Annotated in this window: 11 protein-coding genes, 22 tRNA genes and 2 rRNA genes; 7 read left to right on the top strand and 28 right to left on the bottom strand. The window is 49.8% G+C overall.

What is annotated here, in order from left to right; all coding sequences use genetic code 11:
• Both J2X61_RS36175 and J2X61_RS36170 read right to left on the bottom strand, forming a co-directional pair.
• A 16S ribosomal RNA gene (locus J2X61_RS36175) occupies positions 1 to 93 on the bottom strand; the annotation flags it as partial.
• A gap of 428 nt (positions 94 to 521) precedes the next feature.
• Positions 522 to 1,595, bottom strand: a complete 1,074-nt coding sequence (locus J2X61_RS36170) for an FUSC family protein (RefSeq protein WP_274473495.1) — start codon at positions 1,593 to 1,595, stop codon at positions 522 to 524.
• A gap of 134 nt (positions 1,596 to 1,729) precedes the next feature.
• Here J2X61_RS36170 and J2X61_RS36165 point away from each other — a divergent pair, with 134 nt between their 5' ends.
• Entirely contained in the window at positions 1,730 to 2,317 is a 588-nt protein-coding gene (locus tag J2X61_RS36165; RefSeq protein ID WP_310195285.1) for a DUF1989 domain-containing protein, read from the top strand.
• Positions 2,318 to 2,386: 69 nt separating this feature from the next.
• The gene (locus tag J2X61_RS36160; protein ID WP_274473492.1) at positions 2,387 to 3,133 is read left to right on the top strand and encodes a YqcI/YcgG family protein; all 747 of its coding nucleotides are present in this window, start codon (positions 2,387 to 2,389) and stop codon (positions 3,131 to 3,133) included.
• A 51-nt stretch (positions 3,134 to 3,184) separates the two neighbouring features.
• On the opposite strand, the gene J2X61_RS36155 is transcribed toward J2X61_RS36160, so the two are convergent.
• From J2X61_RS36155 to J2X61_RS36145, 3 genes are all read right to left on the bottom strand, one after another.
• Positions 3,185 to 3,817, bottom strand: coding sequence for a spore coat protein (locus tag J2X61_RS36155; RefSeq protein WP_274473491.1), 633 nt, complete (start codon positions 3,815 to 3,817; stop codon positions 3,185 to 3,187).
• 74 nt (positions 3,818 to 3,891) lie between these two features.
• A complete protein-coding gene (locus J2X61_RS36150; RefSeq protein WP_274473490.1) occupies positions 3,892 to 4,470 on the bottom strand; it encodes a TetR/AcrR family transcriptional regulator in 579 nt (192 codons plus the stop codon).
• A 218-nt stretch (positions 4,471 to 4,688) separates the two neighbouring features.
• The gene (locus J2X61_RS36145; protein ID WP_274473488.1) at positions 4,689 to 4,880 is read right to left on the bottom strand and encodes a hypothetical protein; all 192 of its coding nucleotides are present in this window, start codon (positions 4,878 to 4,880) and stop codon (positions 4,689 to 4,691) included.
• A gap of 193 nt (positions 4,881 to 5,073) precedes the next feature.
• Here J2X61_RS36145 and J2X61_RS36140 point away from each other — a divergent pair, with 193 nt between their 5' ends.
• The 5 genes from J2X61_RS36140 to J2X61_RS36120 are packed head-to-tail and all read left to right on the top strand — an operon-like array spanning position 5,074 to position 10,936.
• A complete protein-coding gene (locus tag J2X61_RS36140; protein WP_274473487.1) occupies positions 5,074 to 5,517 on the top strand; it encodes a MarR family winged helix-turn-helix transcriptional regulator in 444 nt (147 codons plus the stop codon).
• Complete coding sequence (locus J2X61_RS36135; protein WP_274473486.1) at positions 5,514 to 6,173, top strand: HlyD family secretion protein; 660 nt, start codon at positions 5,514 to 5,516, stop codon at positions 6,171 to 6,173. The genes J2X61_RS36140 and J2X61_RS36135 overlap by 4 nt, the downstream gene beginning before the upstream one ends.
• A gap of 9 nt (positions 6,174 to 6,182) precedes the next feature.
• Positions 6,183 to 7,496, top strand: coding sequence for an efflux RND transporter periplasmic adaptor subunit (locus J2X61_RS36130; RefSeq protein WP_310195280.1), 1,314 nt, complete (start codon positions 6,183 to 6,185; stop codon positions 7,494 to 7,496).
• Positions 7,497 to 7,510: 14 nt separating this feature from the next.
• The gene (locus J2X61_RS36125; protein WP_274473484.1) at positions 7,511 to 9,136 is read left to right on the top strand and encodes a DHA2 family efflux MFS transporter permease subunit; all 1,626 of its coding nucleotides are present in this window, start codon (positions 7,511 to 7,513) and stop codon (positions 9,134 to 9,136) included.
• Between the two features lie 51 nt (positions 9,137 to 9,187).
• Positions 9,188 to 10,936, top strand: a complete 1,749-nt coding sequence (locus J2X61_RS36120; RefSeq protein ID WP_310195277.1) for a hypothetical protein — start codon at positions 9,188 to 9,190, stop codon at positions 10,934 to 10,936.
• A gap of 108 nt (positions 10,937 to 11,044) precedes the next feature.
• Here J2X61_RS36120 and J2X61_RS36115 read toward each other — a convergent pair.
• The 23 genes from J2X61_RS36115 to rrf all read right to left on the bottom strand — a co-directional run.
• Positions 11,045 to 11,115 (bottom strand) — tRNA-Gly (locus J2X61_RS36115).
• Positions 11,116 to 11,133: 18 nt separating this feature from the next.
• Positions 11,134 to 11,207, bottom strand: a tRNA-Pro gene (locus J2X61_RS36110).
• A 4-nt stretch (positions 11,208 to 11,211) separates the two neighbouring features.
• Positions 11,212 to 11,290, bottom strand: a tRNA-Leu gene (locus tag J2X61_RS36105).
• A gap of 5 nt (positions 11,291 to 11,295) precedes the next feature.
• Positions 11,296 to 11,372: transfer RNA gene (locus tag J2X61_RS36100), tRNA-Arg, on the bottom strand.
• A 20-nt stretch (positions 11,373 to 11,392) separates the two neighbouring features.
• A tRNA-Leu gene (locus J2X61_RS36095) sits at positions 11,393 to 11,478 on the bottom strand.
• Between the two features lie 16 nt (positions 11,479 to 11,494).
• Positions 11,495 to 11,565: transfer RNA gene (locus J2X61_RS36090), tRNA-Cys, on the bottom strand.
• Between the two features lie 5 nt (positions 11,566 to 11,570).
• Positions 11,571 to 11,642, bottom strand: a tRNA-Gly gene (locus J2X61_RS36085).
• A 30-nt stretch (positions 11,643 to 11,672) separates the two neighbouring features.
• A tRNA-Leu gene (locus tag J2X61_RS36080) sits at positions 11,673 to 11,755 on the bottom strand.
• A gap of 15 nt (positions 11,756 to 11,770) precedes the next feature.
• Positions 11,771 to 11,846, bottom strand: a tRNA-Lys gene (locus J2X61_RS36075).
• A 10-nt stretch (positions 11,847 to 11,856) separates the two neighbouring features.
• Positions 11,857 to 11,928: transfer RNA gene (locus J2X61_RS36070), tRNA-Gln, on the bottom strand.
• Positions 11,929 to 11,940: 12 nt separating this feature from the next.
• A tRNA-His gene (locus J2X61_RS36065) sits at positions 11,941 to 12,013 on the bottom strand.
• Between the two features lie 18 nt (positions 12,014 to 12,031).
• Positions 12,032 to 12,113: transfer RNA gene (locus tag J2X61_RS36060), tRNA-Tyr, on the bottom strand.
• An 8-nt stretch (positions 12,114 to 12,121) separates the two neighbouring features.
• Positions 12,122 to 12,197: transfer RNA gene (locus J2X61_RS36055), tRNA-Thr, on the bottom strand.
• 19 nt (positions 12,198 to 12,216) lie between these two features.
• Positions 12,217 to 12,293: transfer RNA gene (locus tag J2X61_RS36050), tRNA-Asp, on the bottom strand.
• A gap of 14 nt (positions 12,294 to 12,307) precedes the next feature.
• Positions 12,308 to 12,383 (bottom strand) — tRNA-Val (locus J2X61_RS36045).
• A gap of 14 nt (positions 12,384 to 12,397) precedes the next feature.
• A tRNA-Glu gene (locus tag J2X61_RS36040) sits at positions 12,398 to 12,469 on the bottom strand.
• A 21-nt stretch (positions 12,470 to 12,490) separates the two neighbouring features.
• A tRNA-Ser gene (locus tag J2X61_RS36035) sits at positions 12,491 to 12,579 on the bottom strand.
• 9 nt (positions 12,580 to 12,588) lie between these two features.
• Positions 12,589 to 12,665, bottom strand: a tRNA-Met gene (locus J2X61_RS36030).
• A gap of 20 nt (positions 12,666 to 12,685) precedes the next feature.
• A tRNA-Ser gene (locus J2X61_RS36025) sits at positions 12,686 to 12,774 on the bottom strand.
• Between the two features lie 20 nt (positions 12,775 to 12,794).
• A tRNA-Asn gene (locus J2X61_RS36020) sits at positions 12,795 to 12,867 on the bottom strand.
• A gap of 3 nt (positions 12,868 to 12,870) precedes the next feature.
• Positions 12,871 to 12,946, bottom strand: a tRNA-Ala gene (locus J2X61_RS36015).
• A 32-nt stretch (positions 12,947 to 12,978) separates the two neighbouring features.
• A tRNA-Ile gene (locus tag J2X61_RS36010) sits at positions 12,979 to 13,055 on the bottom strand.
• Positions 13,056 to 13,087: 32 nt separating this feature from the next.
• Positions 13,088 to 13,190 (bottom strand): 5S ribosomal RNA (gene rrf / locus J2X61_RS36005); the annotation flags it as partial.

Below are 13,190 nucleotides of genomic sequence, written 5' to 3'. Positions count from 1 at the left end.
TCCGCCGCTAAGCACCGAAGTGCTCCGCTCGACTTGCATGTATTAGGCACGCCGCCAGCGTTCGTCCTGAGCCAGGATCAAACTCTCCATAATAGCTGAACATAGCTGAGAGACTTTGATCTACGATCAAAGATCCCTATATTACGCTCATTTATTGAAAGCTGAATAGCTCAAATGACTTGCTAGCGAGATTGTTAATCTCATGTTTGAACGATTGCTCGTTCTGTTTACTCACTCGTTGTTCAGTTTTCAAAGATCAATGTCTTTCGTACACTGCCGCGTTTCCGAAGCAGCGAGAAATAATATACCACATCTGAATTTCATTTGCAAGCATTTAATTTCTGCATCCATTCGTGAAGTTACACAACACAATCAGATCTTCCATCTCGCTCACAACCGCTCCGTTAGAAGCAGGACTCATAATATAGCACATACAATTTCGAAATGCAACCTCCATTCCCTATTTTACGACAAAACCTCCTATCACCGGGTTACGCCCGGCAATCAGGAGGTCGAATGATTTATTTGAGTCTGATCCCTTTAAGCAGCAATTCGAGGGGCTCCCTCTCTTCCACTTCGCCGCGATTATCGTGCTCGACAAGCTTATCCAGCCTAGCCACTTGATGGCCATAATCGTAGATGGCCGCAGCCACGATGGACAATCGCAGCAAGCCTTCCGGCTGCTTCGTGTAGCGTTCGATGAGAACGGTCATGAAACGCTCATTTTCCGCCTCCATCTCCATGCCCTCCGAACTGTCGTCCTTCAGCTTGTCATCGAACTTCAGAAGCACATGTTCATGAAACTTAATTAGTCGCTCTATATGCTGATCGAAGTATTCGTCAATAGCTTCCGTCCGCGCCGCCTGAAAATAATGCTCGTCTACGGCATCCAGCACCTCAAGCCCTTTGTACATGACAAGAAGCTTCTGCTTGTACACGACCAGCTCGCGAATGCGGCTGAAACCATTGCCTTTGCCTTTGAGCTTCTTGATCTCTTCTTCCATGAGCCTGTATTTATCCGATAGCGACTTCAAGCCGCTCCGCAGCGCTTCTTTTTCATCCCGGAATACACTTTCCTTCATCTCGTTGGAGATTACAGTGCGAAGGAGGAGCGACATTTTGCTGAAAATAGACTGAATCTGGACAGCGAACTGCTCTTTGGGCTTGGGCGGAAAGAACAAGATATTCACGATAAAAGCACAACCGATTCCGATCAGGCTTAGCAGCAGCCGGTTTAGTGCGAACTGCCACTCCCCCGAAGCCTCCATGACAGCGACTACGGTGACGAGCGTAAGGCCGATTGTCTCTTCCATACCCATTCGCAGCGAGAGGATAATTACAATAATACATACAAGACCGATCGCTATCACATTATTCGAGAAGAACATTCCCGCCAACAGCGCAAGCGCGGCACCGAGAATATTCGTCTGCAGCTGGTCCAGGAAATAGCGCCACGACCGGTATATCGAGGGCTGCATGGCAAAGATTGCGGCAACAGCCGCAATAACAGGAGGGCTGAAGTTAAGCCAGGCGCTGATGTATAAGCTCAAAGCAACGGCGATACCCGTTTTCCAAACACGCGCACCGAAAACCATGAAATCCCCCTTATCTACAATAAATAATCATCATTCTTATCTTACACAGGCAGAGGGATGGATGCAAAAATAAAAACATCCGCTGCAAGCCATACTTGTAAAGTGATCCCAAAACCTGCTGGAGGTGATCAAGGATGAAACGAAAATGGCGTATACCGCCTATGCAAGGAATGGCGTTCAAGCTGAGTCAAGGGCAGTCGGTCCGAATCATTGATGTTGAAGGCGCGCAGGTGGCCGATCTGGTTGCCTACCGCCAGGACGATCTGCATGAACGGCTGGACCCTGGGGTGACGATGGATGCTTTGCACAAGATGAAAGTTAAGCCTGGTGACAATTTGTACACCAATATGTATAAGCCGATGTTCACTATCATTGCCGATACGGTTGGACAGCACGATTTCCTCAATCCGGCCTGCCGCAGTGAGATGTACGAACGGCTTTATGCCAAAAGCAATCACCCCAGCTGCTATAACATTCTGAACGAGGCTTTGGCCGAATTCGGCATTCCCGCACCTGATCAACATTACCCGTTCAATGCTTTCATGAACACAATCGTGCATCCTTTCGGGGAAATCACAATTGAGAGGCCGTTGTCCAAGCCTGGTGACTTCATAACACTGCGTGCTGAAATGGACGTGATTGCGGCCGTATCCGCATGTCCATGCTCGGAAAGCGCCTGTAATGGCTACCAATGCACCGCGATAGACCTGGAAATGATGTGAAACCCGGGACATTCACCCAACGCTTCTTCTCCGCATAAGATGCACCGAACGGAGTAAGGAGGGTTGGTTATGGTAGATTTGCGTACCAAAAGCTGGCTGGACGCTCACGGCAAAGAGCTGCCCGACTGGCAGCTGGATGCTTTTCACAAGTTCGGTCACATGATTGCGGATGAGGACAGAATGTTTCCCTGCATTCCGGGAAGGCAGGGCTTTCTTTCGGACAGCTTGCGCTTCGGCTTCGCGGGAGACCCCAATAATGACGAATCGATCGCTCATGTCGCGCAACTGCTGCTGCAGTACGGGGAATGTTCCCGCGATACGGGCAAGTATGCTTCGCTTGTCATATTTTTTGAAACAACGGAAGAGATGCGGCTGTATTCGGTGGAAGATTACGAGCAGCTATTCTGGTCCGTCCTGAACCGGGTAAGCGCCCTGGACCAGGTTCCATGGCCTGCGCACATTCCCCAAGACCCCTCACACCATAATTGGGAATATTGCTTTAGCGGTCACCCCTATTTCGCCTTCTGCGGAACGCCCGCCCATCAAGTTCGCAGAAGCCGGTGGACGCCTTACTTCCTTATTACGTTCCAGCCCCGTTGGGTGTTTGAGGAAATCAACGACTCCACGGCTTTCGGCCGGAATATGAAGAAGCAAATTCGCCAGAAGCTTGTCGAGTATGATGGCGTGCCGGCGCACCCCTCGCTCAAATGGTACGGCCAGAGCGACAATTTGGAATGGGAGCAATATTTTCTGCGTGATGACGAAAGTGTGGCGCCCAAGTGTCCTTTTGCCGCGATGGCCCTAAGAAAAGGGTAAATGAAAAAACCAGCATAAGCCATAATGCGGCTCAGCTGGTTCTTCCCTATGTTAATGAATCGGTGCACGGTTATTCGGAGGCATTTGGGGCATACCTTGTACCGGCACGAACGTATTGAGCATCTTCTGCATGTCGTCGGTTCCGAGCTGCGGAACTTGGTAGTAGGCGTTGCGGTTTTGATATAAGAAGATTTCGTAAGCCATTTCGATAAAGTTCTGTACTTGGGAGGCCAGCACGCGGCGCACCGTCGGATTCGTTACCTCAAGGGAGGTCATCGTCAAGAGCGACGCATGGGATTTAATAAGTCCCAGCATATGTGCGCTGATGCCGGCATCCTTCACGTCCGCCAACGACTGATTCGGCTTCTTAGGCTGCGTCGGTTTGATGCCATAAATCGGTTGAGACAGATTGCGGATCATGTACGTTTGTGTTTCGTTGTGCGGCTTTTGACCGGTCGTGAAGCATTCAGCCGTCAGGTTATAGTGGTAAAGCGTGAAGCTGTACTGGTGGTCCAGAATATCCAACAGCTCTGGGTCTTGTACGAACTGCCGGAACATCATAAATTGATCCAGGACGTTAATCGTACAGGAAAGCACTTCATGCAAATCGAAGAGCTCATGCCCGCCGTGGTTCATTTGCGGTGCCATTTGGTTCATGTTGTTATATGGTGTTTGCTGCTGCATGTCTCGAAGTCTCCTTTAATAAGTAATTGGGAACTTCGATAATATGAGTCAAATCAGCGGAAATTATACCCGGTTTAGGGTTGTAGACTACGGAAAAACAATTCAAAGCTTACCGCCATCTGATTGTTCAGCTTCTCATCGCCCATCCCCATCCCCCACGACAAGAGCACGCCCATATAAGTCTGAATCGCTTGGTCAGCGATCATCTCGGCCGGGAAAACGGTGGAGAATTCCCCTCGCTTTTGGGCCTCCTCAACAAGCGGGATAAGAATGATTTTCATCTCACCCAGCATTTGCAGATGATGGGACAGCGATTTCTCATTGCCAAGGCTGCTTTGGAAAATAGCTCGAACAAGCTGTCTTGTATAAGGAACAAGCCGAACAAGCTCCATCAGAAACTCCCGCAGATGCGGAAGGATCGGGCCGCTCTTGTCTTTCAGCTTGACGAATTCGGTCGTTGCCCAGAATGTCTGTATATCGCATAGCACATCTTCTTTGCATTCAAAATAATTAAAAAACGTCCCTTTCCCCACACCGGCACGTTCCGTTATTTGATGAACTGTCGTCGCTTCGTAGCCCTGCTCCGCAAATAACTCGAGCGCTGTGTCCATGATCTTCTTGCGTGTGGCACGCTTCTTCTCCTCGCGGTTCATAGGTTCATCTCCGTAATTGCAAATGTGTCTTCATATGGTTCAAGTATAGAGGAATAGCCATGGATGTTCAACGCATAAAATGACCGCAGGTCCAATTTACACATGGCATGCATGCGCAGCGGAAGAACAAACCGTTGTCCACCACAGACAGCCGCGTACCGCGAAAAGCCTGAGGCTCAGCCTCAGGCTCTTGCGATGTTCACAATCTATAGATTGCGCTAGCTTGAACTGACTACAACTCCCCTGCAGTACTTGCAAACTGCCGCATCGATTTCAATTTCTTCATTGCAGTAGGAGCAAGGCTTATGCGTCTGAACACCTGCCGGCTCCACCGATTTTTTCTTCTTCACGCTGGCTGCGATCAACAAGCCGATAACCACAATAACCACGGCGACTATCCAATAAATCATAGTGAAACACCTCCTAGTTGATTAACCAACTTTTGATGAATCCTTATATGTATATTCGCCTATGCCCGTCCATTTGTCTTTGTCCTTCAGATTCTACATATTCCCAGATATCTTAAAGCGTGCTATTATGGTTGATGCCACGAATGTTTCGCATCCGAAATATTCGTATTCGAACATATTAGGAGGGTCGTATTTGGAAGACATCAGAGATCTTGTCGCTGAATTCTCGCGGCTGCATAAGTTACGGGCGTCTTTACTGTACCGCGAGTTACAACGCGAAGAGCTTACAGGACCGCAGTTGTTTATCTTAAGGGAGTTGTTTCAGCAGGAGCCCAAGAAGCTCGGGGATCTTGCGCAGTCCGTGCATCTCAGCAATAGCACGGTATCCGGCATAGTTGACCGCCTGGAACGCGATGGGCTGGTAGTTCGAAAGAGAGATGAGCAAGATCGCAGGGTCGTGTGGATTGAAACGACGGAGCGCTGTCTTCAGCTGAAAAAAACAAAGATTGAAGCTTTGAATAGAAAGTTCTATGAAGGATTAGAACATGCATTTGCCCCCGCACAGTTGGAAACATGCAAAGAAGTGGTCGGAATACTCATTAAACATTTGGAGAGAAAGCTGGAGGGAACGGTATGAAACGCAAATTAATTTTGGTTGTTATTCTGGCTGTCATCGTCATTAGCGGAGCCTATATCGGAGGTTATTACTGGTACCAGGGCGCTAACTACGTATCGACGGACAACGCCCGTATCGCTGGTGATATTTATCGCGTCATGCCCCGCATTGCCGGCAAAATCAATACGCTTGGCATTAAAGTTGGCGATACGGTTGTGGCTGACCAAATTGTCGGACAGCAAGATATTACGAACTTATCGAATAGTTTATTGGATCAAGCGGCACTGCGCTCCCCAATTAGCGGAACTGTCATCCAAACGGCCGCCAAGGTCGGCGAAGTGGTGTCTCCCGGGCAATCCGTTGCCATGATTGTTGACAAAAACGCTTTGTACATATCGGCAGACATCGATGAGACGAAAATCAAAAAAATTCACATCGGCCAGCCGGTTACCTTCGATATCGATACCTACGACGGAACCGAATTCCGAGGGAAAGTGACGGAGATCGGCCAAGCGACCGCCTCTACTTTCTCCTTGCTTCCGACAACCAGCTCGAGCGGAAATTTCACGAAAGTTACACAGCGGATGAATGTCAAGATTTCCATAGACGATTATCAAGGATTGGATCTGGCGCCAGGGATGAATGCTGCGATCAAAATCCATATCAAAGGGGAGTAACGATTACCCATGAAAAAACATCTTAATGTTGCTATATCTCTCAGTGTTCTAGCTGGTTCCATGCTGCTTGCGAGCGGCTGCACCTCTTCCCCGACGAACGCTGCGCAATCCGTTCCCAACGTTAAAGTCATGAAAATCAACAGCTCGAATGCGGTGGGTGCGAGCGGTAAGCTGGCGTCCGATCAAACCGTCCAAGTGGTGTCCAAAATCAGCGGTAAAATCGCCTCTATTGCTGTAGAAGAAGGCGCTAAAGTGAAAAAAGGCGATCTGCTTGTCCAGCTCGACACCGAAGATTTGCTTCAACAGTTGGAGCAAGCTCAAGCCGGACTGACCGCATCCCAAGCCAAACTGGCGGACACGGAAGCAGGCGCCCGTTCGCAAGATCTACAAGCCGCTGCGGCAGCGGTAGAACAAGCCAAAGCGGCGGTTAACCAAGCCAAGGCAGGCGTATCGCAAGCCCAGGCCGCTTATGATCTTGTGAGCAAAAACTACAATCATGCGAAAAACTTCTACGATCAAGGCGATGTAAGCTCCGACGAGTTGGATAAAGTAACGCTGGATTATGAAAAAGCCAAGGCTGCCACGGAATCCGCGATTTCGCAGCAGCAAGCGGCGACCTCACAGTTGTCTGCTGCTGAGGCTAAGCTGAGCTTGACGAAGGAAGGCGCAACAGCCAATACATTGGAGCAGCTCAGAGCCGATGTAGCCGCGAAGCAGGCTGCGTTGAATCTCATTCAAATCGCAGTTAAAAATGCCGGCGTCGTATCCCCCATCGATGGAATCATCGTGAAAAAGAACGTGAACGCGGGAGAAATGGCGCAGGCGGGCGCTGCCTTATTGACCGTTGTTAACATGGATAAAGTGAAGGTTGAAGTCAGCGTTCCCGAAGGAATGATTAATGCCATTAAGCAAGGAGCTAAGGGTACCGTAACCGTTCCTAGCATTCCAGGGAAAACCTTCGAAGGCACCATCACCTTCATAAGTCCTGTTTCCGATACGAATAATAATACATTTCCCATTAAGTTAACGGTCGACAATCCGGACGCAACGCTGCATGCCGGTGCCGTTGCCAGCGTTGCCTTCGGCGGGAACGCCAGCGAAAGCCGCGTCGAAGTACCCAAGATCGCCCTGATTCAGAAAGACGGCAAATCAATTGCTTACAAGCTCAACGGCGACACGGTACAATCCGTGCAGCTGCAAACCGAAGACAAGAATCAAGATTGGGTATACCTTAAGGGGGATTCGGCTCTGAAACCGGGTGATAAAGTGATCTTGAATCCCGGCGACAAACTGACCGACGGAGCCAAGGTTCATGCGGAGTAAAGGAGGCTGCAAGCATGTCAACAGCAACGGCAGAAACAGATACTCCCGCAGTTGAGCAGCAAGAGGAGAAAATTACAGTTTATCAGTGGCTAGCGCTAGTCGTCCTCATTCTTGGTACCTTCTTAGCCATTCTCGATAATAGTTTAATGAACGTTGCGATTCCCAAGCTTATGGCTGTATTCGGTTCTACGGCGACGGAAATTGAATGGGTCGTTACAGGGTATATGCTTGCTTCGGCTGTCGTCGTCCCCATGGGCGGCTTCCTGGCTGACCGATTCGGTTATAAAACAACGTTCCTCACGACCGTGGGCGCCTTCATCGTCGGTTCGATTCTTTGCGGGATCGCTTGGAGCGACACGAGTCTCACGATTTTCCGAATTATCCAAGGGCTTGGCGGAGGATTCATTATGCCTGTCGGTATGGCCATGCTGTACCAAATCATGCCGCGCAGCAAAATCCAAGTAGCCATGGGAATCTGGGGGATTGCGGCTATGGCCGCGCCGGCCATGGGACCAACGTTAAGCGGTTATTTAGTCGATAATTTCAGCTGGCGGTATTTATTTTACATCAACGTTCCTATTGGTATCGTAGCTGTCGGCCTTGGTCTGGTCATCTTGAAAGAGACGCCGCGGCATGAGGGTCTGAAGTTCGATTATGTCGGCAGTATATTGTGTATGATTGTTTTCAGCACACTGCTTCTGGCGTTAACCGACGGGCAAGCCGACGGGTGGACGTCGTTCTATATCGTGAGCTTATTTTTCATTTCTATCTCGAGCTTCATCATTTTAATCTGGTTAGAGCTAGGCAAAGATAATCCGATTATGGATTTTCGCTTATTCAAGAATCCTGTTTTCACGCTGAGCTTGGCGGCCTCCAGCTTCGTAATGATTTCCATGCAGGGCGGCATTTATATGATGCCCATTTTCATGCAAAACGTAACGGGGCTAACGCCTATGCAAACCGGGCTGGTCATGATGCCGCAGTCGATCGCCATGGCTTTCATGATGCCGATCGCAGGCAAGCTCGTCTCGAAATATGGAGTCGTCCCGCTAAGTATCGTAGGTTTGGCCATTATTGGCTTTACGACGCTCGAGATGCATGTGCTCTCCCAAGACACCTCGATCCATTGGATCAGCGGATTGCTCGTCATCCGGGGCGTCGGTATTGGTCTATGCATGATGCCGTTATCTTCCGCCGGTATGAATACCTTACCGAACCATCTGATCGGCAGAGCCTCCTCCGTATCGAATGTTATCCGAAATGTCATGGCGTCGCTCGGCATTGCGCTGCTGACCAGTATCATGAACAACAAATCATCGCAATACGGAGTCAGATTCAATGAAGCTATCTCTACGAATACACCTGCTTATGCGGATTTCCAAACCAATGTCGTACATCGCTATTTGGAGCTGGGAACGGATACGAATTCTGCTGCCAGTGGCGTGATCGGGGTGCTGTACGGATTGGTGCAGAAAGAAGCTCTCACTCGAGCGATCGCGGACACATTAATGCTTTCGGCCATTCCGGCTTTTATTGCAATCGTCATGGTTATTTTCATGAAGCGGAAAAAGAAAGAGGTTATTGCCGAACAGGGAAGCGCCGATAACGATGCTAAACACCATGTGATGATTGAAATGTAAAAGAAGATTTTGAAACAAAGTTTTTTTAAAAAACTTAGGGGGAACTAAACGATGAGAATTCCATTCAAACAAGCAGCCATATCGTTCGTATTGTCGTCCTCTCTGCTCATATCGGGACTCCCTGCATGGGCAGATGGAACAGATGCCAATACAGCTATAGGGCAAACAGCCGCTGTCTATACGATCGCCAATCATCTTCAGGTAACGGTCGAAGGGATCTCTACCGAGAAGATAGCCGGCGGGGTGCGAATCGGCTCCGTAATTCGAACCATCAACACAAGCGATCAAACCTTACGCGTTCCGGATTTCGAGCTTAAAGTAAAGACCGCGAGCGGAACCGAATATACACTGCGTCCGAGCAGCAGCAACGCTCACGGGGTACAGCCGGAATCTGAAGTTGAATTGACGTTTATGAAAGTGATCAATCGGCAAACGGAAGTGAGTTTGAGCGAGCTGTCGCTCGTTGATGTGGATTATGATGTGTATCCCAAAAAGGAAACAACCCTGTTCACGGCTCCAATCTCCGGAAACGTGTGGAATGCGAATCGCGGTGAGTTTGGCAACGCTTTGGTTCCTGTGAAGTGGGGGGAAACCTTCAGCATCCCTACCGTGGAATCTCCCCTGCAGTACAAAACCGTAGATATGACCAAAACGAATAGTGCCGATGGCGTCGTCTATCTGGTGAAACTATTGGTAACCAACCCTAGCGACCAATCCGAAACGCTGCCGGCCATTCAGCTGGATGGGAAGTCTTCCGCGAATCTATATACAGGCAAACAGGCCGAATCAGGTCCAGTCCTGCTGGATGCAGGCGAGAGCAAATATGTGCACTTTGCGATTCGGACCGATATGGATACCGTGCTGGACAGCCTCAATGTTCTGACATCGGAAAATTTTACGCAAGCCGATTCTTCAGGCAATACGAAGACTTCGACTTTCACCTTGGGGAAACTCAATCTTGAACTGCCGAGTGCCGCTGGCGCAGCTAGCAGCTATACCTATGGTACTCCTATTGCTTTCGAGCAATGGAATGATGTGATTAATCAGGATCTTGATGTCGCTTTGGTGGAACTGCATGTGGCGGATAACAAAGATCAAGGCAGCAAGGTAGCTTTTGCTAAATTTACTTTGACGAACAAAGGGGTAAGTGCTGTTCCTGTCCCTGCTTTCCAAACGATGCTGTCGAGTCCATCCGGCTATGATTATACGGGATATAGACAAAGCGATGTGCAAAAAACCATTGCTCCGGGAACCTCTGCGGTTGTCAGCTATGGCTTCGTTCTCCCTGTCGCGGAGACCAGCGATCACTTTACAATGAAAGTGCAAAACGAAATCCAAGGGGAATCGAACGCAGGCTCTGTACCGGCTTTCAAATCAACGATTGCCTCCTATCAAGTTACGGCCCAGGCGCAAGAAGATAGACACGAGATCGCCCTGTATCCGTACAAAGTGAATATCAAAGATTATTTCTTATCGCAAATCACATCCCCTGGACAAACGATTGCACTCAGCTATACGTATAAACTACAGCTATACTTGGATCTGATTCGTGATCCGAAAGTGTTGGTAGACGATAATTTCTCCAAATTAAAATTCGAACTGGTTGATGCTGCCGGAAGCATTATCGGCTCCAAAACGTTCCCATTCACGGGAACTGACCGTCTGGTGAATGGCAAGCAAACGCTGACCTTCAACAACCTGACAACAGACCAGATTCAAAATCATGTCACTGTTAACGTATATGAAGTGTTACATACTCCGACGGGCGATGTGGATCGTTTGATCGCTGAGTTGAAATAATCGGAGAAAAGGGATCCTTACTCTTGTAAGGATCCCTTTTCGTATTTTCCTCCCCACTTTCCAGCTTTAAACGCAGAAAAACCACCCGAAGGTGGTTTCTCATTTGAAAGCGGGTGATGGGAATCGAACCCACGCTACCAGCTTGGAAGGCTGGAGTTCTACCATTGAACTACACCCGCAAGGTGTATTTAAATCAATCGGGACGACACGATTTGAACATGCGACCCCCTGCTCCCAAAGCAGGTGCTCTACCAAGCTGAGCTACGTCCCGTCGATACCGGCGAGAGGACTCGAACCTCCACTCGTGAGAACTCGATTTTGAGTCGAGCGCGTCTGCCATTCCGCCACGCCGGCTTAGGTGGCGCGCCCTGAGAGATTCGAACTCCCGACCTTTTGATTCGTAGTCAAATACTCTATCCAGCTGAGCTAAGGGCGCAAATGTTATTCAATTGAAAGTGCCGAAGACCGGACTTGAACCGGTACGATAGTCACCTATCGCAGGATTTTAAGTCCTGTGCGTCTGCCGATTCCGCCACTCCGGCTTAATGTGAAGGCAGAAGGCGCTACCCAGATTCGAACTGGGGGTAAAGCTTTTGCAGAGCTCTGCCTTACCACTTGGCTATAGCGCCGAAAAAGCGGAAGACGGGATTCGAACCCGCGACCCTCGCCTTGGCAAGGCGATGCTCTACCCCTGAGCCACTTCCGCATGAATGGGTGCTCTCAAATGATTGAGAGATGGTGCGCGTAGAGGGACTTGAACCCCCACGGTCGCCCGCTAGATCCTAAGTCTAGTGCGTCTGCCAATTCCGCCATACGCGCATGTGAAAAGACAAATGGTGAGTCATGTAGGATTCGAACCTACGACACCCTGATTAAAAGTCAGGTGCTCTACCAACTGAGCTAATGACTCACAAGAAGAACTGGGGATCAAGGATTCGAACCTTGGAATGACGGAGTCAAAGTCCGTTGCCTTACCGCTTGGCTAATCCCCAATATGTAAAGAGGGCGATCGACGGGACTTGAACCCGCGAGTGCTGGAGCCACAGACCAGTGCGTTAACCACTTCGCCACGACCGCCGTAATGAAGAAAAACAATGGAGGCTGATGGATTCGAACCACCGAACTCGGAGAGAGCAGATTTACAGTCTGCCGTGTTTAGCCACTTCACTAAGCCTCCACATTGCATGGTGCCGTCGAGAGGACTTGAACCCCCAACCTACTGATTACAAGTCAGTTGCTCTACCAGTTGAGCTACAACGGCATATTCATTTGTTGAAAAATGGCGGAGCCGACGGGATTCGAACCCGCGGTCTCCTGCGTGACAGGCAGGCATGTTAGGCCTCTACACCACGGCTCCGCGTTTAATTATGATGGTGGAGGCTGACGGGATCGAACCGCCGACCCTCTGCTTGTAAGGCAGATGCTCTCCCAGCTGAGCTAAGCCTCCATGTATGAAAGAAGTGACCCGTAGGGGACTCGAACCCCTGTTACCTCCGTGAAAGGGAGGTGTCTTAACCACTTGACCAACGGGCCGGATTATAAGAAGTGTATCGACGGAGAGAGAGGGATTCGAACCCTCGCACCACTTACGCAGTCTAACCCCTTAGCAGAGGGTCCCCTTATAGCCACTTGGGTATCTCTCCAATTTGAACTGGTAGCGGCGGAGGGGCTCGAACCCCCGACCTTACGGGTATGAACCGTACGCTCTAGCCAGCTGAGCTACGCCGCCATCATACATTCTATAAGAAACGGAGAAGGAGGGATTCGAACCCTCGAGACGCTTGTGACGCCTACACGATTTCCAATCGTGCTCCTTCGGCCAGCTCGGACACTTCTCCTAGTATTTATGGGTAAGGAACTCCCCGAACAGGACTCGAACCTGTGACAACTCGATTAACAGTCGAGTGCTCTACCAACTGAGCTATCAGGGAATATGGTGGAGCCAAGCGGGATCGAACCGCTGACCTCCTGCTTGCAAGGCAGGCGCTCTCCCAGCTGAGCTATGGCCCCATATCTTTTGACTGGATAATCTGTTGTATAAATGGTGGGCCCTAGTGGACTCGAACCACCGACCTCACCCTTATCAGGGGTGCGCTCTAACCAGCTGAGCTAAGGGCCCAGATGTTTAACCAGTCACCCTCAAGGGGTTCTGCTTGGCGACGTTCTACTCTCCCAGAACCCTGCGGTTCAAGTACCATCGACGCTGGAGGGCTTAACGGTCGTGTTCGAGATGGGAACGCGTGGGTCCCCTCCG

This window comes from Bacillus sp. 3255 (genome assembly GCF_031456485.1).
Lineage (GTDB): Bacteria > Bacillota > Bacilli > Paenibacillales > NBRC-103111 > Paenibacillus_E.
Note: the sequence above shows the minus strand (reverse complement) of the source record. Positions and strands in the feature narration are given on the sequence as shown.

Coding starts and splice junctions, on each gene's coding strand:
- J2X61_RS36160 (WP_274473492.1), top strand. CDS start 2,387: ATGGTAGATTTGCGTACCAAAAGCTGGCTGGACGCTCACGGCAAAGAG.
- J2X61_RS36155 (WP_274473491.1), bottom strand. CDS start 3,817: ATGCAGCAGCAAACACCATATAACAACATGAACCAAATGGCACCGCAA.
- J2X61_RS36165 (WP_310195285.1), top strand. CDS start 1,730: ATGAAACGAAAATGGCGTATACCGCCTATGCAAGGAATGGCGTTCAAG.
- J2X61_RS36150 (WP_274473490.1), bottom strand. CDS start 4,470: ATGAACCGCGAGGAGAAGAAGCGTGCCACACGCAAGAAGATCATGGAC.
- J2X61_RS36135 (WP_274473486.1), top strand. CDS start 5,514: ATGAAACGCAAATTAATTTTGGTTGTTATTCTGGCTGTCATCGTCATT.
- J2X61_RS36145 (WP_274473488.1), bottom strand. CDS start 4,880: ATGATTTATTGGATAGTCGCCGTGGTTATTGTGGTTATCGGCTTGTTG.
- J2X61_RS36170 (WP_274473495.1), bottom strand. CDS start 1,595: ATGGTTTTCGGTGCGCGTGTTTGGAAAACGGGTATCGCCGTTGCTTTG.
- J2X61_RS36120 (WP_310195277.1), top strand. CDS start 9,188: ATGAGAATTCCATTCAAACAAGCAGCCATATCGTTCGTATTGTCGTCC.
- J2X61_RS36125 (WP_274473484.1), top strand. CDS start 7,511: ATGTCAACAGCAACGGCAGAAACAGATACTCCCGCAGTTGAGCAGCAA.
- J2X61_RS36130 (WP_310195280.1), top strand. CDS start 6,183: ATGAAAAAACATCTTAATGTTGCTATATCTCTCAGTGTTCTAGCTGGT.